We start from the raw sequence: 18240 nt of genomic DNA, 5'->3' as shown, positions 1-18240 counted from the left end.
CCAGCGGCTTTTTCCGGAACTGTTTTTGCATTGCTTCTTCCTGACGCGTGCAAAACAGGCTGGATAAGGGAGGCGTGTCCACGGACTCCCCAGTAAGGCTCTTCTCCGTGAGCCACACTGTCGGACACGTTTCCCTTATCCGGCTTGTGCCAACTTCAATGCGGTCGGCACTACACTGTTCTGATGTATTGCCTTACGTATTTCCTTACGTAGTATCGATTTAGGAATTGAAGGCTTGGTGCTGGATGAAAGGTTTCAGGAGCGTCGCAAACAGGATGTTTGCGCCGCAGCGCCCAGGGATGGGTTCACAGCGGTCCTGAAACCTTTTACCCAGTACCGGGCCGCCACAGCGCTCTGAAAGAAGGGGCGGGGCCTGAACCAGGCACCAGTGCGGGGTGCAGGAAATAACAATGACGAGGATTTCGCCGATGAACAAACTGCCCGAACTTCAGTCCCTCAATCGCCCGGCGGACTACACGGCCTGGTTGCGTGGCCTGGCTGAAATGGCCATCTCCAGCGTCCACCCGGAAACCCTGCTGCCCTCACGCCTGCCCGAACCGCCCACCGGCCGCACCATCGTCATCGGTGCCGGCAAAGCCGCCGCCGCCATGGCCGCCGCCCTCGAAAAAGCATGGGCCAAAAAATACATGCGCTCGGAGATCGAAGGCCTCGTCGTCACCCGCTACGAACACGGCGCCAACTGCAAAAAAATCGAAGTCCTCGAAGCCTCCCATCCCATGCCCGACAACATGGGAGAAATTGCCGCCAAACGGATGCTCGCCGCCGTCAAAGACCTCGGCAAAAACGACCTCGTCATCGCGCTCATATCCGGTGGTGGCTCCGCGCTGATGACACTGCCGGCACCGGGCCTGACCCTCGCCCAGAAGCAGGCCATCAACAAAGCCCTGTTGCGCTGTGGCGCGCCGATTCGGGAAATCAATACCGTGCGCCGGCACCTCTCCGCGATCAAGGGCGGCCGACTTGCCGCTGCTGCACACCCCGCGCGCGTCGTCACCTACCTGATTTCCGACGTGCCCGGCGACGACCCGACCCTGATCGCCTCAGGGCCGACATTGCCCGACACCTCCACTCCGGAAGATGCTCTGGAAATCCTGCAGCGTTACAACATCGAAATTGATGACGCCGTGCGCGCGCATCTGAAAAGCGGGAAGAAAGCCCCCAAGCTGGGCGACAAGGATTTCTCCCGTGACACCGCCCGCGTACTGGCCAAGGCCAGTGACGCACTGGACGCCGCCAGCGATGCGGCCATCAGCGCCGGTGTCGATGTACGTGTACTCGGCGACAACCTCGAAGGTGAGGCGCGGGAGCTGGGGCGTGAGCACGCGCAGCTGGCACTGCGTGCACAGCGGGAAATTACCCATCCATTGCTGATACTGTCTGGCGGGGAAACCAGCGTTACCGTTACCGGTAATGGCCGTGGTGGACGCAATGTGGAGTATTTACTGGGCCTGTTTACAGCCCTCGGCGGTACCTCGGGTATTTACGGCCTCGCGATCGATACCGACGGAATCGATGGCTCCGAAGACAATGCCGGCGCTATATTCTCTCCGGACGACTGGGCGAAGATGCAGGCGCAGGGGTTGACCCCGCGGGAGTACCTGGCCAACAACGATGCCTATAGTTTCTTTGCAGAACTGGAAAACCTGATCGTGACAGGTCCCACGCGCACCAATGTGAATGATTTCCGTGCCATTCTGGTTTTGCCGTCCGCCAAATAAAAAATTGAAGTATCCATAGCGAGGTCTCCATGAGCCAGATTCCAGCCAGCCAGCGCACCGCCAATCCCATCCGGCGAACCAAAATCGTCGCCACCCTGGGCCCCGCCAGCGACAAAACCGGGGTGTTGGAAAAAATGCTCAAGGCCGGCGTGGATGTGGTGCGGCTGAATTTTTCCCACGGCACTGCGGAAGACCACCGTCGTCGCCTGCAGCAGGTGCGCGAAATTGCGGATCGCCTCGGGAAAACCGTGGCTGCCCTGGGGGATCTGCAGGGGCCAAAAATTCGTATTGCCCGCTTTCGCGACAATGCCGTCAACCTGCAGGAAGGTCAGCCCTTCGTGCTGGATATGGCACTGGACACCAATGACGGCGATGAAAAGCGGGTGGGATGTGACTACAAAGAACTGATCCACGATGTCTCCGCAGGAGACATGCTGTTGCTGGATGACGGCCGTGTGGTGCTGCAGGTGCAAGAGGTGACCGATAGCGAGGTGCACACCACAGTCACGGTTGGCGGCCGCCTGTCCAACAACAAAGGTATCAACAAGCAGGGCGGCGGCCTTTCCGCCGCGGCGCTGACCGACAAAGACAAAACCGACCTGAAAACGGCAATCGAAATCGGTGTGGATTATCTCGCCGTCTCTTTCCCGCGCAGCGCCGAAGATATGCGTGAAGCGCGGGCACTGCTCGGTGAAGCCGGCAAGCACATAGGCCTGGTGGCCAAGGTCGAGCGCGCCGAGGCGGTCGAAAATGAGCAGGTACTGGATGAAATCATCGAGGCCTCGGAAGCGGTGATGGTGGCCCGTGGAGACCTCGGTGTGGAGATTGGCGATGCCGCACTGATCGGCGTGCAGAAGCGTATGATCAAGCGCGCCCGCCAGCTCAATCGTGCGGTCATCACCGCCACCCAGATGTTGGAAACCATGATTACCGCGCCACTACCCACCCGGGCGGAAGTATTCGATGTGGCCAACGCGGTACTGGACGGGACCGATGCGGTAATGCTGTCTGCGGAAACGGCGGCCGGTGATTTCCCGGTGGAAGCGGTGGAGGCCATGCACCGGCTGTGCCTGGGCGCAGAACGGGAGCGCTCGGCACAGGAGTCCGGTCACCGTATGCACCAGGGGTTCACCCGCATTGACGAGACCATCTCCCTGTCGGCCATGTACGCCGCCAACCACCTGGCAGGCGTGACCGCGATCGCCTGCATGACCCAGACCGGTTACACGCCATTAATCGCATCGCGCATCCGTTCCGGCCTGCCCATTGTCGGCCTGGCCCACGATCCAATAGCGCAGCGGCGCATGGCGTTGTATCGCGGAGTTATTTCGGTACTGTTTGAACCCGGTGATCAGGGTGACAGAGAACTGAATCAGCGCGCTTTGGACGTATTGAAGGACCGGGGTATCGCGCAGGCCGGGGATCAGGTAATTCTGATTCGCGGCGACCTGATGCAGTCCCACGGCGGCACCAATACCCTGAAAATCCTGGAAGTCGCCGGTTGATGGCGCGCCCCAGCGTATTTCGTATACACTAGCTGGCGACACAAAATAACAATGAATTAACCGCCACCAGAACAAAGCGCGGCGGTTTTAGACGTTTGCAGTGCCGGTCATGGTATCGGCGGCAAAATGGCAGCGGGAAGAGATGCATGAGCAAGTCCTGGCAGCAGGAAGTGCTGGCGGAGGTCAAGGCGGGCGGCCGCGTGACCGATCAGCAGATTGTGGACAAGATCCGCAAGGCGGTATTGACCCAGCGTCTGCCGCCGAATACCCGTCTGCCAGAGGTGGCACTGGGGGAGATCTTTGGTGTTAGCCGCTCGGTCATCCGCAAGGCGCTGACCCGGCTGGATGCCGATCACGTCATCACCCAGGCACCGAATCAGGTAGCGCGGGTGCGAGCGCCCTCGATTGAGGAGACGCGCGAGACCTTTGCGGCCCGTCGCCTGGTGGAAGGAGAGGTGTGTTCACTGCTGGCGGGCAATATGAAGCCGGTGCAGCTGAAGGCGCTGGAGAAGCTGGTCCAGGCAGAGTCCGATGCCCACGCCGATGGCGACGAGCCGTCCCGGATCGAACACTCCCTGGCAATCCACCATATGGTGGCGGACCTGTCGCCGAATCGGGTGTTGGGTAACTTCCTGACGGACCTGATCTTGCGCACCTCTATCGTGATTGCGCTGTACAAACGGGAGGGACTAGCGTCCTGTTACCTGAAAGGCGACCATACGCGCCTGCTGAAAAATTTGCGTTCCGGTGACGGAGAAGGCGCCTGCAAGGCCATCGTCGATCATCTGAACAGCCTGGAAAAATTAATGGACCTCAGTTCCCGGGATAGCAGCATCGATTTGATGGCTATTCTTGGACAGAGGGTAGGTTGATCTAACTTTGGTGCGAAAAACGCGTTAGTTGTAAACAAATTAAATACACCGAGCCACTAGTTCTAAGTCATCAGATAAGAGCGTGTGGCCGCAGGCAGAAGTTCTGTCCGCCAGGGTCGCGAGGGAAACCGAACGGCCTCCCGCATTTGGAAAGGTGATGAGTAAACAAGACATACTGCAAGACGGCCACGGCCGTCGCTTCTACTATCTGCGCCTGTCAGTGACAGACGTCTGCAACTTCCGTTGCGACTACTGCCTGCCTGACGGCTACAAGGCCACGCACCAGCAGCCCGACCTCAGCGTCGCGGAAGCCCGCACGGTCATGGGCGCATTTGCACAACTGGGCACCCGCAAGGTACGCCTCAGTGGTGGTGAACCCTCCCTGCGCAAAGACCTCCCCGAGATCATTGGCGCCGCAAAAACCACCCCGGGCATTCGCCGCGTCGCGGTAACCAGCAACGGCTACAAACTCCCGAGCGTCATCGACACCTGGCACCAAAACGGCCTCGACCAGCTGAACATCAGCATCGACAGCCTCGACGCCAGCGAATTCGCCCAGGTCACCGGCCACGACTGCCTCCCCAAAATCCTCACCGGCATCGACCGCGCACTGGAACTTGGAGTCCAGACCAAAGTAAACGCCGTGCTATTAAGTGACGGCGCGCAAACCCGACTGCAACAATTCCTGCACTGGCTGAAAACCACCCCCGTCACCCTGCGCTTTATCGAACTGATGCAGACCGGCGACAACCGCAACTACTTCGCCAGCAACCACCTGCGGGGCTCGGAAATAGAGCAACAGCTGATTGAAAATGGCTGGCAGCTGCTGCCAAGAGCCATTGACGCAGGCCCTGCACGGGAATATGTACACCCGGAGTACGCCGGTCGCATCGGTTTGATTACCCCCTACAGCAAAGACTTCTGCAACAGCTGCAACCGTTTGCGGGTTTCCGCACAGGGCAAACTACACCTGTGTTTATTTTCCGATGCCGGACTTGATCTCAGAGACACCATCCGCACCGGCGATGCCGACGCGCTGGCAGGGAAAGTCCGCACTCTGATCGGCAATAAAGAAGTCAGCCACTACCTGCAGCAGGGGAATACCGGCGGCACTCAAAACCTGTCGATCATCGGTGGCTGATCTTCTTCAGCTTACGCAGTACAAATATTTAAATTGAAGCTGGAGTGATAGGGGGCAGCTTTTCAGGATCGTCGGCAACAGGGATGTTGCCGACGAAGCGTACAGGGATGTATTCACAGCGGTCCTGAAAAGCTGCCCCCTAGCGCTCCAGCGCCACAAAACTGGAACAGAGCACCTGATAAAGGAAGCTACGGAGCACAATCCCATGGCACACGAGCCGATAGATAAAAGCCAAAAACTCAATATCGCCATCCTCACCGTTTCCGACACCAGAACCGAAGAAAACGATACCTCCGGTAAATACCTGGTAGAAGCGCTCAAGGAAGACGGCCACACCCTCGCCGACAAAGCCATCGTCATCGACGACAAATACCTCCTGCGCGCCAAAGTCTCCGCCTGGATCGCCGACCCCGAAATCCACGTCATCATCACCACCGGCGGCACCGGCTTCGCCGGGCGCGACTCCACCCCCGAAGCCCTCGCCCCCCTGCTCGACAAACACATCGACGGCTTTGGCGAAATGTTCCGCTCTATCAGCTTCGAAGAAATCGGCTCCTCCACCATCCAGTCCCGCGCACTGGCCGGACTCGCCAACAAAACCCTCGTCGCCTGCCTGCCCGGCTCCACCGGTGCCTGCCGAACCGGCTGGACCAAACTACTCAAAGAGCAACTGACCGCATCCCACATGCCCTGCAACTTCGTCGGCTACCTGACCAAGTAGGTTGGCCAAGTAAGTTAGCCAAGTAAGTTGGCCAGGTATGTCGACCAGATAAATGGCCCAAAACCGCGCAACGAGAATAGAAAGACCAGGAAGACTATGACCCTCACCCACCTGAACCAGCAGGGCGAAGCCAGCATGGTGGATGTCACCGACAAAGACATCACCGATCGCAGTGCCCGTGCCCAATCCGCCGTTGCCATGACTGTGGAAGCCTTCCAGCAATTAACAGCGGGCAACAACAAAAAAGGCGATGTGCTTGCCACCGCGCGTATCGCCGGGATCCAGGCCGCCAAGAAAACGGCCGACCTGATACCGCTGTGTCATCCCCTGGCGCTCACCAAAGTCCAGGTGGATTTCGAGCTCGATGAGTCGGCCAATACCGTGAACATTGCCAGCTACTGCCGTCTGGCCGGCCGCACCGGTGTCGAGATGGAGGCGCTCACCGCTGCCAGTGTGGCGGCGCTCACCATCTACGATATGTGCAAGGCCGTAGACCCTTCCATGATCATCGGTCCGACAAAGCTGCAGGAAAAAACCGGTGGCAAGCGCGGACATTGGATCGCGGTAAAGAGCGGGGCTGGAGAGGGGTAACAAAAAATGATCAAAGTACTGTTTTTTGCCAGCCTGCGTGAGCAGCTCGGGTGTGATGCCCTGGAGGCCGACGCCACAGGCGTAACCAACCTTGATGCGCTGCGTAAAAAATTGAGTGAAAAGGATCCAGCCTGGCAAACGGCACTGGCCAATGAGCAGTTGCAGGTCGCGCTCAATCAGCAGCTTTCCACCATGGATGCGGCGGTCAAGGACGGCGACGAAGTTGCTTTTTTTCCACCGGTCACCGGCGGTTAACGCAGGCCGAGAGAGGTAGTTCAGAATGGCTGCAGAGATTTTCGTCTCGGTACAGGCGGAGGGTTTTGACCCCGGTGCTGAATATAACCGCCTCCGCAGTGGGAATTATTCCGACGGCGCAACGGCCATGTTTGTGGGCAATGTGCGGGACTTTTCACCCGATAAAGCATCGCCGGAGGAGTCTGGCCGGAAAAAGCGTGTCAGTGTGCTGGAGTTGGAGCACTACCCCGGCATGGCGGAGTCAGCACTCACCGACATCGCACGCGAGGCTGCGGTACGCTGGTCACTGGGTCGTGTGCGGGTTATCCATCGCTACGGCGCCCTGAATGCCGGGGACGAGATTGTGTTTGTAGGTACCAGCTCCGCGCATCGCCAGGCCGCGCTGGATGCCTGTGCCTTTATCATGGACTACTTGAAAAGCCGTGCACCTTTCTGGAAAAAAGAACTGGGTGAGGGCAGTGGTCAGAATGAACGCGATAAAGGTCACTGGGTTGAGGCGCGAGACAGCGACGAGCAGGCCCTGAAAAAATGGTAGGGCACGCTGACCGCTAAAGTAAGTGCTTGCTTCTCTTGTGGCCTCCGGATTTTCAGGTGACGACAGCCGAGCAAAAAGAAAATCAGATACAGTTCCGTCAATCTCTGCAAAACCGTGAACCAGGTCACCCGTGAGCAGTGAATAAGTGTCGTGAAACCTGTCACATTATCGAGCTTTTTTCTCTTGTGCTTTGAATTTTAAGAAAAAATTCTTCTCTAACTCTCTGCGCGAGTTTTGAAGCGCCTCACATATCCCATATCCCTCCTTGCCCTACAATCGCAGCGCTAGTCGTTCGCGACAGATTTTTGCGGGCGACCCGAATCCGGGGTGGGGTCTGAGGTTTAAGGGATATGTGCAGAATTCTGATTACTCTGGCAACAGCGTGTTTGCTGTCGCTGTCTGTTGTGGCGAATGCCCAGAACGTTAGCCGTGAGGAAATTCGCGGGCTCGACGAGCAGATTCAGGACGTCAAAAAAGATGTAATCAGTCTGACGTCTGAGTTGAACCGCCTGGAAGAGAAGCTGCTCTTTCCTTCCAATACCCAGGCCGCCTTCTTTGTGTCTCTCGCCACAGGCGAAGAGTTCAGTCTTGAGTCTGTTGAGGTAACCCTCGACAACCAGATCGTCGCTCACCATCTTTATACCTACCGTGAAATTGAAGCCCTGCAGCAGGGCGGTGTTCAGCGTATCCATACCGCCAACGTGCAGACCGGTGCTCACCCTCTGGTGGTCAGCTATATCGGTAAATCCAAATCCGGCAAGGAATATCGCGGAACCGCCAGTGTTAGTGTGGAAAAGGCGGTAGGCCCCAAGTTTGTTGAAATCCAGATCGCCGGAACCCAGTCAGCCATCAACTTCAAGGACTGGTAAGCATGTTCCCCCGTCTGGCCTGCGCAATAGCCGGTGCTGCGCTGTCGGCACTGTCGACGCTGCACAGTATTCCTGTGCAGGCCAAAGCGCCTGTCGATCCCACCGCCCTTGAAACCAAAGAGCTCAAAGACCTGTTCTTTGGTGAAGCACTGTTCGATGCTTATCAGGATAACTACTTCGACGCGATTGTCGGGCTGGACACCGAGCTGAAGCAATTTCGACTGTTGGATGATCCCGAGCTGGATCCTTTCAGTGTGCACTTTGGCCAGGCAGAGTTCGCTGTAGGCGACCTGGAGCTATCCTATCGCATGCACCGGGAAGCCGGGCGCGCAATTGAGGCGGTGCTGAAAGGCAATGTAGCGCAGCCGGTAAAAAATGAAGCAGCCTACCGGCTGGCAAAAATTCACTATCACAAGCAGCAGTTCAGTAATGCCCTGCAGGCCCTGGAGATGATCGAGGGTCGTGTGCCGGAACGAGTGCGCGCGGAAGAGCAGTTTCTGCGCGCGCGCGTCTACATGCAGCTTGGGCGTTTTACCGAAGCGGTGGACTTGCTGCGGGACCTGAAAGGCGAAAAGTCACTGGGTGGCTTTGTAGAGTACAACCTGGGTATCGCCCTGCTGAAAGCCGGCGAAACCGAAAGGGGTGTTCTGGAGCTGGATGGTCTGGGGCGCAATGCCGGCAGTGGCAATGCCAAGCAGGCGCTGCAAGACAAGACCAACCTGTTACTCGGCTACCAGTTGATGGAAGCCAAAGAATACGAGCGTGCGCGCACATATTTTGACCGTGTGCAGCTCTCAGGTCCCTTCTCCAATCAGGCACTGTTGGGCGCCGGCTGGGTGGAAGCCAACGCGGGCCGTTACGACCGCGCGCTGGTGCCCTGGCAGTTACTGAAGGAGCGCCAGCCCACCAATGCCGCAGTGCATGAATCCATGATGGCGGTGCCCTTTGCCTACGGCAAGCTGGACGTACACAGTACCGCGGCGGTGAACTATGGGCAGGCGCTGGACCTGTTCGGCGAACAGGTGGATGTACTGAGCCGATCCATCGACAGTATTCGCGAAGGCAAATTACTGGAGGCGCTGCGCCGCAAAGAGGCGAGCCAGGTAAAAAACTGGGTGGTGGAACTGCGCAAGCTGCCCGATGCTCCGGAAACGCACTATCTGCTGGACCTGATGGCGTCCAATGACTATCAAGAGTTCCTGCGGAATTACCAGGACCTGAATGACCTGTTCGAGCGCAACAAAGACTGGTTGCAGAGCTTGTCGGCATTCGAGGAAATCATCGCCCTGCGCCGCAGCTATTACGAGCCGATCTTGCCAGGTCTGGACGTACAGTTCCGTCAGATCGATGCGCGTATCAAAATGCGCATGGAGCAGCGCCAGCGGCTTGCTGCCCGTATCGACAACCTACTGGTCAACCGCCGCCCGGAACTGCTGGCCAAAAGTGATGAAACTGAATCGCGGCTGATTCTGGAAAATATCCGCGAGATTCTTGCCTATAACCCCAGCCTCAACAGCGAAGAGACCGAGGCCCGCGTGGCGCGTCTTGAGGGCGTGTTGAAGTTCCGTCTCTCCCGCGAGTTTGATGACCGTCTCACCAAGGCTTACAAACGATTGCAGGCACTGGACAAGGACATTGCGACGCTGCAGGAAACCTACCAGCGCTACGTGCGCAGTCGCCAGGCCGCTACCCACAGTTATGAAGGTTACAACGATCAGATCGTCAGCCTGCGCGCGGGTATCGAGCAATCCCAGGAGCGTATCGACCAGTTAATGGCGCGCCAGGGGCGCATGCTGGAGCAGCTGGCCATTCACGAACTGGATCAGCGCCGCGCGCAACTGGAGAGCTATCAGATCAAGGCGCGCTTCGCGCTGGCCGATAGCTATGACCGCGCCAATGAACTTCAGGAGCGCCGCGCAGACGAGCAGAAAGTCGAGCAATACCAGATTCAGATGGAACAAATGAAGCAGGCGGAACCCGCAGCGAACCCGGATGGTGAGCCGCTGCCTACCGATAACCCGCCCGAACTGGAGCCTCAGCGGGGGCAAGAGCCTCAGCGGGAGCAAGAGCCTCAGTCAGATAAAGAAGCCGCACAAGACGCTGCCCCGGCAGATTCTGCAGATGGGGAGGTCGTTGGTAATGCATAAGAAATTACTCTGCGCCCGTTTCAATACGCTGGGTTTGGTTACCGCGGCCTCTACCGTATTGCTGCTTAGCGCCTGCGCCAGTAACAGTGGAAAAACCATCGGCAGCCTGCAGAAGGTTGATATCAAGATTCAGGAAACCCGCATCGACGGCAGCCTGGAAAAGGCGCTGGCGAGCTACCAGAAGTACCTGCAGGAAACCCCCGAAACGGCGCTCACGCCAGAGGCCATTCGCCGTATTGCCGACCTGAAGATCAAGCAGGCACATCGGGCAGAAGAGGGTGCCTACCGGGTCTCGCAGGAAACGCGCATTCTGTCGGAAGATGAGGTGGCGGCCGCAGTTGATACAGCGGCGAAAAAATCTGCCACCGGGCAGGTAAATCTGGCTGCGCCGAAAGCGGCAGGCGTTTCCGCGAATGGTGCTCGGAGTGATCTGGCACTGGATAGCGTCGCCAATACTCGCGGCGAAAGTCAGGCTGATTTTGAAAACCGGGCCAGTAGCACGCTCGATATCGCCGGTGCATCCAGCAGTTCTGGTGATCTTGGTGAAAGCCTGCCGGGTGACAATGCCGACGCTTTACTGGCCGCCAATGCCCGTGAAGCCATCGCCCTCTACAAGAAGCTACTGGTTCAGTACCCCCTGTACGACCGCAACGATCAGGTGATGTACCAGCTCTCCCGCGCCTATGAGGAAACTGGTGAGGTCGACGAGGCGGTGAATATCCTGCGGCAGCTGGTGGCGAAATTTCCCGCTTCCCGACATGTGGATGAAGCCTACTTCCGCCTCGGTGAATACTATTTCACCCGCAAGAAGTATCTGGACGCGGAAGAATCCTATGGCCGTGTTATCGGTATGGGTGTCACATCAAGTTTTTACGAGCTGGCGCTCTACAAACGTGGCTGGGCCCTGTTCAAGCAGGACATGTACGAAATGGCGCTGGACGATTTCGTGCGCATGCTGGATTACAAAGTGGAGCAGGGCTATGACTTTGAGCAGCAGACCAACGAAACAGAGCGCAAGCATATTGAAGACACCTTCCGTGTTGTCAGCCTGAGCTTTTCCTATCTCGGTGGTGCGGACTCCATTGTCGATTACTTTACCCGCAAGGGTGCGCGCGACTACGAGTCCTACGTCTACAGTCATCTGGGTGAATACTACCTGGACAAGCGCCGCTATCAGGATGCCGCAAAAGCCTATACCGCCTTTGTGGAGCGTAATCCGCTGCACAAGGTTGCACCGGACTTTTCCATTCGCGTGATCGAGATCTACCAGAAAGGTGGCTTCCCGCGGTTGGTGCTGGATGCGAAGAAAGACTTCGCCAACACCTATGCGCTGGATGCCAATTACTGGACCGTATTCGATATCCAGGAATACGCCACGGTGGTGGAGTTCCTGCAAACCAACCTGATCGATCTGGCGAGCCACTACCACGCGGCGTACCAGAACGTGAAACCCAAGGATAAAGAGTTCCAGCAGAAGCGAAGCGAGAACTACGCCGAGGCGATTCACTGGTATCGCCGTTATCTCAAATCCTTCTCCGATCAACCCAAGGCCCCGGGTATCAACTACCAGCTGGCCGGTTTGATGCTGGAAAACCGCGACTTCCTGAATGCGGCGCAGGAATACGAGCGCACCGCCTACCAATACGCTGCGCATAAGGATGCCAGCGAGGCGGGTTATGCGGCGGTCTTCGCTTATCGCGAACACCTGAAAAATGACCTGGCCAAAGGCTCCACTGCACAGAGAACCGCGATCCAGAAAGAAGTGATCCGCTCCTCGCTGTCGTTTGCGGAAACCTTCCCGCAGCACGGCAAAGCACCGCAAATCCTGCTTGGTGCCGTGGACGACCTGTACAAGTTGAAGAGCTTTGCCGAAACCATTCAGAACGGCCACCTGCTGCTGGAGAAATTCCCGGCCGCAGAGCAGGACATTCGTCGCTCTGCCTGGCTGTTGGTGGCTCACGCTTCATTTGATACGGCGGCCTACGTAGAGGCGGAAGCGGGCTATCGCCAGGCGCTGTCGCTGACTGCGGCCGATGCCAAAGATCGCCCGGACCTGATCGACAACCTTGCAGGTGCCATTTACCAGCAGGGTGATGTGGCGCGCAAGGCGGAAGATCACCTGGTGGCCGCCGAACACTTCCTGCGTATTCGCAGCGCCGCGCCCGGTGCCAGTATCCTGGCCACGGCGGAATACGATGCGGCAGCTTCCCTGATCCAGCTGGAAAACTGGGTGCGCGCGGCCGACGTGCTCAAGGCATTCCGTGCGAACCATCCCCAGCACAAGCTGCAGAAAGAGGTCACCAAGAAGCTCGCGGTGGTCTATCAGGAGAGTGGTCAGCTATTGCTCGCGGGTGCAGAGTTTGAGCGCATCGAAAAAGAGTCGGAGGATGACGATGTCCGCCGCGAAGCGCTCACTCAGGCCGCCGATCTTTACAGTGCCGCGAAAAGTTATGACCGGGCGCTGGGTGTGCTTAACCGCTACGTCAAGTTGTTCCCAAGCCCGATGGAACCTGCGTTGGAAACGCGACAGAAAATTGCGGATATCTACAGCAACAGCGGCAACCGCCAGGCCTACTTCAAAACCCTCGAAGACATGGTGCGCATCGAGCTGCGAGGCGGCAACGAGCGCAATGACCGTACCCGTTATCTGGGTGGTAACGCCGCGCTGCAGTTGGCGGAGCCCAGTTATGAGGCCTTCCGCGAGATCGCCCTGGTCGCGCCACTGGAGCGCAACCTCAATAACAAGCGTGCCCGTATGAAGTCGGCGGTCAATGCTTTCTCTGATCTGATCGATTACAACGTGGCCGACGTTACCGCAGCAGCGACTTTCTACCTCGGTGAAATTTACCTGCACTTCAGTCGTGCCCTCAAAGATTCCGAGCGCCCGACCAACCTCAATGCCATGGAGTTGGAAGAGTACGAACTGGCTTTGGAAGAGCAGATCTACCCGTTTGAAGAGCGTGGTATCTCGGTCCACGAGAAAAACATCGAGCTGATGGCCGCCGGCATCTACAACAAGTGGGTGGCGAAAACCATTGAACAGCTCGCCCTTCTGGTACCGGCTACCTATGCCCGGGAAGAAGACGCCGGCAATATCATCACCAGCATAGTCCCGATTCCGGTCGTGGAGGAGGAGACTGTGCAGGAAGCTGCTGTTCAGGAAAGTGCTGATGAAGAGGCAGCACCGGAAGACGCTGCACCTATCCCGGTAATCGCCGAGACCGAAGTTCAGGAGGATCAGGGCTAATGCAAACGTCCAGAATCTTCACCTGCGTACTGTGTGTCTTTGTTCTGCTGCTCAGCGCCTGTGCCAGTGGTCCGCAAAGATCCAGCCGCCCGGTGGATCAGAGCAGTGTGAAAGTTTCCGGCGGAGTCACCCGCGACTTTGATCGCGCGGTGGAATACCTGCAGGGTGAACGTTACCCAGAAGCCGTCGAACTATTGCAGGACGTTGTTGCCCGCGAACAGCGTTTGTCTGCGCCTTACGTCAACCTGGGTATTGCCTACTACCGCACCGGCGACGAGAAGCATGCGGAGGAAGCCTTTCTTGAAGCCCTGCGCGCGGCTCCGCTCGACCCGCTGGCCAGCAATGAGCTGGCGGTACTCTATCGCCGCCAGGGGCGCTTCGATGAAGCGCGCAAAACATACAGCGATGCGCTGCAGGTCCATCCGGATAACCTGCCGCTGATCAAGAATCTCGGCATTCTCTGTGACCTCTACCTTCAGGATGTGAATTGTGCACTCGCACAATTCGACCAGTACCTGAAATATCAGCCTGAAGATGCCAAAGTCTCTCTCTGGGTAACCGACCTGAAACGGAGGGCCAATTAATGCGTTCAATGTATTCAAGAGTGCTGGCCGCTGCGGCGTTGATCCTGTTCATGCCGGCGGTGTTTGCCCAGGATGAGCAGAAAGAAAGTAAGAAAGACAGTGGCAGCAAGGTGGACAACGAAGTCAAGGAGCTTTCCGGTATCTCCATTATCGGTAACAAAGAAGCACCCAAGTCGCTCTACATTGTGCCGTGGAAAAGCTCAGAGGTTGGTGTTGAGAGCGGACTGAATTCCAGCCTGCTCGACCCGACACTACAGCCGCTGGATAAAGAAGTATTTATGCGTGAACTGGAATTTTACCAGCTGAGCCAGTCGGAAGAATAAAGCGGTTCAAACGCAGAATATGTCTGGTTGATTGCCAGGAAACCTGAATTTTTTAACCAAAAAGACCATATCCGGTCATTACTGGGGAAAGCGGAATCCAACCGCAGAACCGAGAAAGAAAACCAAGAGGGCAAATGATGGATTTCTTGAACAGCGTAGTCGCTTTTTTTCAGACTGGTGGTGCTTTCATGTACCCCATTCTGGTGGTGTTCGCGCTCGGCGCTGCGGTAGCCATTGAGCGGTATGTCCGTCTGGTGTACGAGCGTCACACCAACCGTGCTGCCTGGGAGAAACTCCAGCCGGTATTGAACACCGGGGATTTTGATCGCGCGCGTAACCTCGTCAAAGAAGACAACACCGGTGTGGGTCGTCTCCTCGCCATGGGGCTCGAGCGTCAGGGGGCGGTTCGCCGTCGCGAAGACATCGAGATCGCCATGGAAGAAAGCATCATGGAGACGATTCCGCAGCTGGAAAAGCGCACTCCCTACGTCGCGCTGGGCTCCAACATCGCCACACTTCTCGGCCTGCTCGGTACCATTATGGGCCTGATTGAAGCCTTTACCGCGGTTGCCAACGCCAACCCCGCAGAGAAAGCCGACCTGCTGTCTGCCAGTATCTCCGTGGCCATGAACACCACCGCCTTCGGCCTGATGGTTGGTATCGCACTACTGATCGTGCACGCCTTCCTGAACTCCCTGACCGGCCAGATCGTTGACAGCCTGGAAATGGTGTCCGTAAAAGCGCTGAACATCATGTCTTCCGGCACCCGTCGTCGCAGTGACGCCGCTCAGGAAGAAAAAGCCCCGGAAGCCAAGGGTGACAAAAAGCCGGTAAATCGTGACGTGCAACAGACACAGGAAGCGCAGCAGAAAGCCGTTGCCGCTACCGATGAAGCGACTGATAACACATCCAAGCCGGAATCTGTGTGATGAGAAGCAGGCGTCACGGCAGAACAAAAGAAGCCCCGGAGTTGGACATTACCGCCTTCCTTAACCTGATGGTGGTGCTGGTGCCTTTCCTGCTGGTTTCCGCAGTGTTTTCCCGGGTCACCATCCTTGAGCTCAATATGCCCACCGGTGCCGGCGGCGGAGCGGAAGATCCGGGCGTAACCCTGGAAGTGGTTGTTCGCAAAACTGCGCTGGAAATCAGCGATGGTGAGAAAGTCATCGCCCGTTTTCCCAATCTGAATCTGCAAGACGGCGCGGAATCGGGTGTTGAAGGGGCCGCGGAAGGCGAAGCCTCGGGTCAGGCGCCGGTCGATGAAAACGGTCTTCCGGTGATTGCGCCCACGGCCGAAGTGTACGACCTGGCGCAACTGCGGGAGCAGCTGTTGCGTATCAAGGAAACCTACCCGGATAAAACCGATTCCACACTGTTGATGGAGCCGGATGTGGCCTACGAGCATTTGGTGGGCGTTATGGATGCGGTGCGCAGTGCCCAGGTCATGCCGAAACTGGAAGAAGGTGCGCAGCCGGATCCCGATGCAACACCGGAAACCCTGGAACTCTTTCCCGATATTTCCCTGGGAGATGCGCCATGAAACGTGAAAGTAGACGCATGAAGCGCATGGCGCGCAGCCGCAAGCGCAAGACGCCGGGAATGAACCTGACCTCGCTGATGGATGTATTCACCATTCTGGTGTTCTTCCTGCTGACCAACAGTTCTAGCAATGAAGCGATTGAAGCGCCCAAAGTGATTACCCTGCCGGATTCGGTCGTGGAGTCCAAGCCGCGGGAGACCGTCACCCTCATGGTCACCCACGAAGAGGTGCTGATTGAAGCCAAGCCGGTAATGAAAACCGAAGACCTGTTCCTGAGTGAGGAACTGGTGATCGAGGCCATTCAACGGGCCATGATCGAAGAGGTTGGCAAGGCGGTAACCATGGCCGAGACCGAACTGGAAGAGGCCAAGCTGGCGCTTGCTGAGCGGGCTGCAGCCGGTGAAGACGTTTCTGCGGCACTCGAGGAGTTATTGGCTGAGCCGCCGGAAGTGAACATTCTGGCCGACCGCACCGTGCCCTTCAATGTGCTGAAAAAAGTCATGTCCAGCTGCACCAACGCCGGATACACGCGAATTTCCCTGGCGGTAATTCAAAAAGCATCTCAGAGTTAGTGAGCTTTTGTGAGTAATTTTGATCATCAAAAACAGGCACTGACGGCGAAGCAGGCATCTGTTCGTCAACAGCTGGCTGCGCTTGAAGCGGAGCGCATGCAGGTTGATGACAAGCTGGCTGCGCTGGAGCAGGATCAGGCAAAGCACCAGTTGCTGGACGAGATTTCTGACCGTCTCGGTAAGCTGGAAGACGCCGGTGCTGGCGATCTTTTCTGGGCGGAGCATTACAAACAGGATGCTTCCAAGGCACTGATTCACCGCCTGCAGAAAACCGTCAGTATCTATCACGCGAACCTGGATCTGTTACATGAGCGCCAGCGCAAGGTGCTGGACCAGATCGAAGATCGCCGCGATGACCTCTTCGATATCGATGCCGAGTTCCGCGAGATACGCCAACAGGAAGAAGACGTTCACTACGAGTACGAAGTTACCCGTGAGCTGGAGCAGTCTGCGTTCCGTTCGGCAATCATGCCCTGGAACAATAATGGCGAGGACGAACGTCGCTTCCGCCGCAGTTTGCTGGCGTGTTTGCTGATGGCCTGCTTCCTCGGGTTTGGTGTGCACCTGTGGCAACTGCCGGAGCCGGATGAAGACGAAGTGGTCGAAGTGCCCGAGCGTCTCGCCAAGCTGGTACTGGAGAAGAAAAAACCCAAGCCGAAGCCTGAGCCTGTGGTGAAGAAACCAGAGGAGAAAAAGAAAGAGCCTGAGAAGCCCAAGCAGCAGGTGGCCAAGGAAGAGCCCAAGCCCTCCAACCAGGAGAAAAAGCAGGTGCGCAAGAAGGTCGAGCGTGCGGGTGTGCTGGCATTCAAGGACAACTTCCAGGATCTTATCCAGGACGACCTCGACAAGCGCCTCGGCAAGCAGACTCAGCTGAGTACTGCGGGCAAGCAGGAAAGTCGTAGTCAGCGCTCACTGATCACCGCAGCCGCGAAATCCGGTTCGGACGGTATCAATACCGCCGCACTTAGCCGGAACGCCGGTGGTGTCGGTACCGCGCTGGATGGTGTCAGCTTCTCCCGGGTGTCCAGTGGTATTGGAACCGAAGGTGACTTCGCCGGCGAAGAGCGGCCGCTCAGCGAAGGCATGGGTCCGTCCCGTACCGATGAAGAGATCCAGATCGTGTTTGACCGTTATAAGGCGGCGCTCTACCGGATCTACAACCGCGAACTGCGCAACAATCCGGCACTGCAGGGCAAAATGGTACTGCGAATTACCATCCTGCCAGACGGTGCAGTATCCGTGGCGCAGGTGGAGAGCAGCGATATGGATTCGCCCGCGCTTAACAGCAAGATCGTGGCTCGGGTGAAGCGGTTCAACTTCGGCGAAAAAGCCGGGGTGCCAACCATTACCATCCTGTATCCGATCGACTTCTTGCCTGCGGCTTGATAGTTAGTACGTTTGTTCGCCAGACCGCCCGGAAAATTTTCCGGGCGGTCTTCCATCTCCCATGTTGTTCTTAAGAAATTACCTGAGATTTGCTTGAGAACTGTTTGGCAAACGTAGAAAAAGTTCCTTCCCGCGCACCGCAACTTTGAATTGCTTCACGGTGCCGACTACCCCCTTCCAATAAAGTTCCGCGACCGGGCTCTCCTCCGGTGC

At 57.3% G+C, this 18240-nt stretch carries 17 protein-coding genes and 1 riboswitch; all 17 genes read left to right on the top strand.

The window, feature by feature from the left end:
• The first annotated feature begins 410 nt into the window (after positions 1-410).
• The 17 genes from M0G74_RS02285 to M0G74_RS02205 all read left to right on the top strand — a co-directional run bounded on the left by M0G74_RS02285 (position 411) and on the right by M0G74_RS02205 (position 18027).
• Positions 411-1739 (top strand): glycerate kinase, encoded by a 1329-nt coding sequence (locus M0G74_RS02285; RefSeq protein WP_248213823.1) that lies wholly within the window; start codon positions 411-413, stop codon positions 1737-1739.
• Positions 1740-1768: 29 nt separating this feature from the next.
• On the top strand, positions 1769-3244 hold the full coding sequence (pyk, locus tag M0G74_RS02280) for a pyruvate kinase (RefSeq protein ID WP_248213821.1): 1476 nt from the start codon (positions 1769-1771) through the stop codon (positions 3242-3244).
• Positions 3245-3390: 146 nt separating this feature from the next.
• Positions 3391-4116, top strand: coding sequence for a GntR family transcriptional regulator (locus M0G74_RS02275; protein ID WP_248213819.1), 726 nt, complete (start codon positions 3391-3393; stop codon positions 4114-4116).
• Between the two features lie 34 nt (positions 4117-4150).
• Positions 4151-4289, top strand: a riboswitch (molybdenum cofactor riboswitch).
• Positions 4274-5257 carry a GTP 3',8-cyclase MoaA gene (gene moaA, locus M0G74_RS02270; RefSeq protein WP_248213815.1) on the top strand — a complete coding sequence of 328 codons (984 nt, stop codon included), beginning with the start codon at positions 4274-4276 and terminating at the stop codon, positions 5255-5257. Its footprint overlaps the riboswitch before it by 16 nt.
• Before the next feature lie 205 nt (positions 5258-5462).
• Positions 5463-5978, top strand: a complete 516-nt coding sequence (gene moaB, locus M0G74_RS02265) for a molybdenum cofactor biosynthesis protein B (protein ID WP_248213813.1) — start codon at positions 5463-5465, stop codon at positions 5976-5978.
• 96 nt (positions 5979-6074) lie between these two features.
• Complete coding sequence (gene moaC / locus M0G74_RS02260; RefSeq protein ID WP_248213811.1) at positions 6075-6569, top strand: cyclic pyranopterin monophosphate synthase MoaC; 495 nt, start codon at positions 6075-6077, stop codon at positions 6567-6569.
• A 6-nt stretch (positions 6570-6575) separates the two neighbouring features.
• On the top strand, positions 6576-6824 hold the full coding sequence (gene moaD / locus M0G74_RS02255; protein ID WP_160152656.1) for a molybdopterin synthase sulfur carrier subunit: 249 nt from the start codon (positions 6576-6578) through the stop codon (positions 6822-6824).
• A gap of 25 nt (positions 6825-6849) precedes the next feature.
• A complete protein-coding gene (locus M0G74_RS02250; protein WP_248213809.1) occupies positions 6850-7359 on the top strand; it encodes a molybdenum cofactor biosynthesis protein MoaE in 510 nt (169 codons plus the stop codon).
• A 350-nt stretch (positions 7360-7709) separates the two neighbouring features.
• On the top strand, positions 7710-8228 hold the full coding sequence (locus M0G74_RS02245) for a hypothetical protein (protein WP_248213807.1): 519 nt from the start codon (positions 7710-7712) through the stop codon (positions 8226-8228).
• Between the two features lie 2 nt (positions 8229-8230).
• Positions 8231-10375: a tetratricopeptide repeat protein gene (locus M0G74_RS02240; protein WP_248213805.1), complete on the top strand. Its 2145-nt coding sequence runs from the start codon at positions 8231-8233 to the stop codon at positions 10373-10375.
• Entirely contained in the window at positions 10368-13622 is a 3255-nt protein-coding gene (locus tag M0G74_RS02235; RefSeq protein ID WP_248213803.1) for a tetratricopeptide repeat protein, read from the top strand. Before M0G74_RS02240 ends, M0G74_RS02235 begins: the two co-directional genes overlap by 8 nt.
• On the top strand, positions 13622-14206 hold the full coding sequence (locus M0G74_RS02230) for a tetratricopeptide repeat protein (RefSeq protein WP_248213797.1): 585 nt from the start codon (positions 13622-13624) through the stop codon (positions 14204-14206). Before M0G74_RS02235 ends, M0G74_RS02230 begins: the two co-directional genes overlap by 1 nt.
• Positions 14206-14529, top strand: a complete 324-nt coding sequence (locus tag M0G74_RS02225) for a hypothetical protein (RefSeq protein WP_248213796.1) — start codon at positions 14206-14208, stop codon at positions 14527-14529. Before M0G74_RS02230 ends, M0G74_RS02225 begins: the two co-directional genes overlap by 1 nt.
• Before the next feature lie 134 nt (positions 14530-14663).
• Complete coding sequence (locus M0G74_RS02220; protein WP_248213793.1) at positions 14664-15458, top strand: MotA/TolQ/ExbB proton channel family protein; 795 nt, start codon at positions 14664-14666, stop codon at positions 15456-15458.
• Positions 15458-16069 carry a biopolymer transporter ExbD gene (locus M0G74_RS02215; protein WP_248215294.1) on the top strand — a complete coding sequence of 204 codons (612 nt, stop codon included), beginning with the start codon at positions 15458-15460 and terminating at the stop codon, positions 16067-16069. The genes M0G74_RS02220 and M0G74_RS02215 overlap by 1 nt, the downstream gene beginning before the upstream one ends.
• Complete coding sequence (locus M0G74_RS02210) at positions 16066-16641, top strand: biopolymer transporter ExbD (protein ID WP_248213792.1); 576 nt, start codon at positions 16066-16068, stop codon at positions 16639-16641. Before M0G74_RS02215 ends, M0G74_RS02210 begins: the two co-directional genes overlap by 4 nt.
• A gap of 9 nt (positions 16642-16650) precedes the next feature.
• On the top strand, positions 16651-18027 hold the full coding sequence (locus M0G74_RS02205) for an AgmX/PglI C-terminal domain-containing protein (RefSeq protein ID WP_248213789.1): 1377 nt from the start codon (positions 16651-16653) through the stop codon (positions 18025-18027).
• The last annotated feature ends 213 nt before the right edge of the window (positions 18028-18240 follow it).

The organism is Microbulbifer sp. CAU 1566 (assembly GCF_023156515.1).
In the GTDB taxonomy this organism is placed as follows: domain Bacteria; phylum Pseudomonadota; class Gammaproteobacteria; order Pseudomonadales; family Cellvibrionaceae; genus Microbulbifer.
The sequence above is the reverse complement of the archived record's forward strand: the minus strand, read 5'-3'. Positions and strand labels throughout refer to the sequence as shown.

Excerpts from the sequence above, each read along its gene's own strand:
- M0G74_RS02285 (WP_248213823.1), top strand. The coding sequence starts at position 411 with ATGACGAGGATTTCGCCGATGAACAAACTGCCCGAACTTCAGTCCCTC.
- pyk (WP_248213821.1), top strand. The coding sequence starts at position 1,769 with ATGAGCCAGATTCCAGCCAGCCAGCGCACCGCCAATCCCATCCGGCGA.
- M0G74_RS02275 (WP_248213819.1), top strand. The coding sequence starts at position 3,391 with ATGAGCAAGTCCTGGCAGCAGGAAGTGCTGGCGGAGGTCAAGGCGGGC.
- moaA (WP_248213815.1), top strand. The coding sequence starts at position 4,274 with ATGAGTAAACAAGACATACTGCAAGACGGCCACGGCCGTCGCTTCTAC.
- moaB (WP_248213813.1), top strand. The coding sequence starts at position 5,463 with ATGGCACACGAGCCGATAGATAAAAGCCAAAAACTCAATATCGCCATC.
- moaC (WP_248213811.1), top strand. The coding sequence starts at position 6,075 with ATGACCCTCACCCACCTGAACCAGCAGGGCGAAGCCAGCATGGTGGAT.
- moaD (WP_160152656.1), top strand. The coding sequence starts at position 6,576 with ATGATCAAAGTACTGTTTTTTGCCAGCCTGCGTGAGCAGCTCGGGTGT.
- M0G74_RS02250 (WP_248213809.1), top strand. The coding sequence starts at position 6,850 with ATGGCTGCAGAGATTTTCGTCTCGGTACAGGCGGAGGGTTTTGACCCC.
- M0G74_RS02245 (WP_248213807.1), top strand. The coding sequence starts at position 7,710 with ATGTGCAGAATTCTGATTACTCTGGCAACAGCGTGTTTGCTGTCGCTG.
- M0G74_RS02240 (WP_248213805.1), top strand. The coding sequence starts at position 8,231 with ATGTTCCCCCGTCTGGCCTGCGCAATAGCCGGTGCTGCGCTGTCGGCA.
- M0G74_RS02235 (WP_248213803.1), top strand. The coding sequence starts at position 10,368 with ATGCATAAGAAATTACTCTGCGCCCGTTTCAATACGCTGGGTTTGGTT.
- M0G74_RS02230 (WP_248213797.1), top strand. The coding sequence starts at position 13,622 with ATGCAAACGTCCAGAATCTTCACCTGCGTACTGTGTGTCTTTGTTCTG.
- M0G74_RS02225 (WP_248213796.1), top strand. The coding sequence starts at position 14,206 with ATGCGTTCAATGTATTCAAGAGTGCTGGCCGCTGCGGCGTTGATCCTG.
- M0G74_RS02220 (WP_248213793.1), top strand. The coding sequence starts at position 14,664 with ATGATGGATTTCTTGAACAGCGTAGTCGCTTTTTTTCAGACTGGTGGT.
- M0G74_RS02215 (WP_248215294.1), top strand. The coding sequence starts at position 15,458 with ATGAGAAGCAGGCGTCACGGCAGAACAAAAGAAGCCCCGGAGTTGGAC.
- M0G74_RS02210 (WP_248213792.1), top strand. The coding sequence starts at position 16,066 with ATGAAACGTGAAAGTAGACGCATGAAGCGCATGGCGCGCAGCCGCAAG.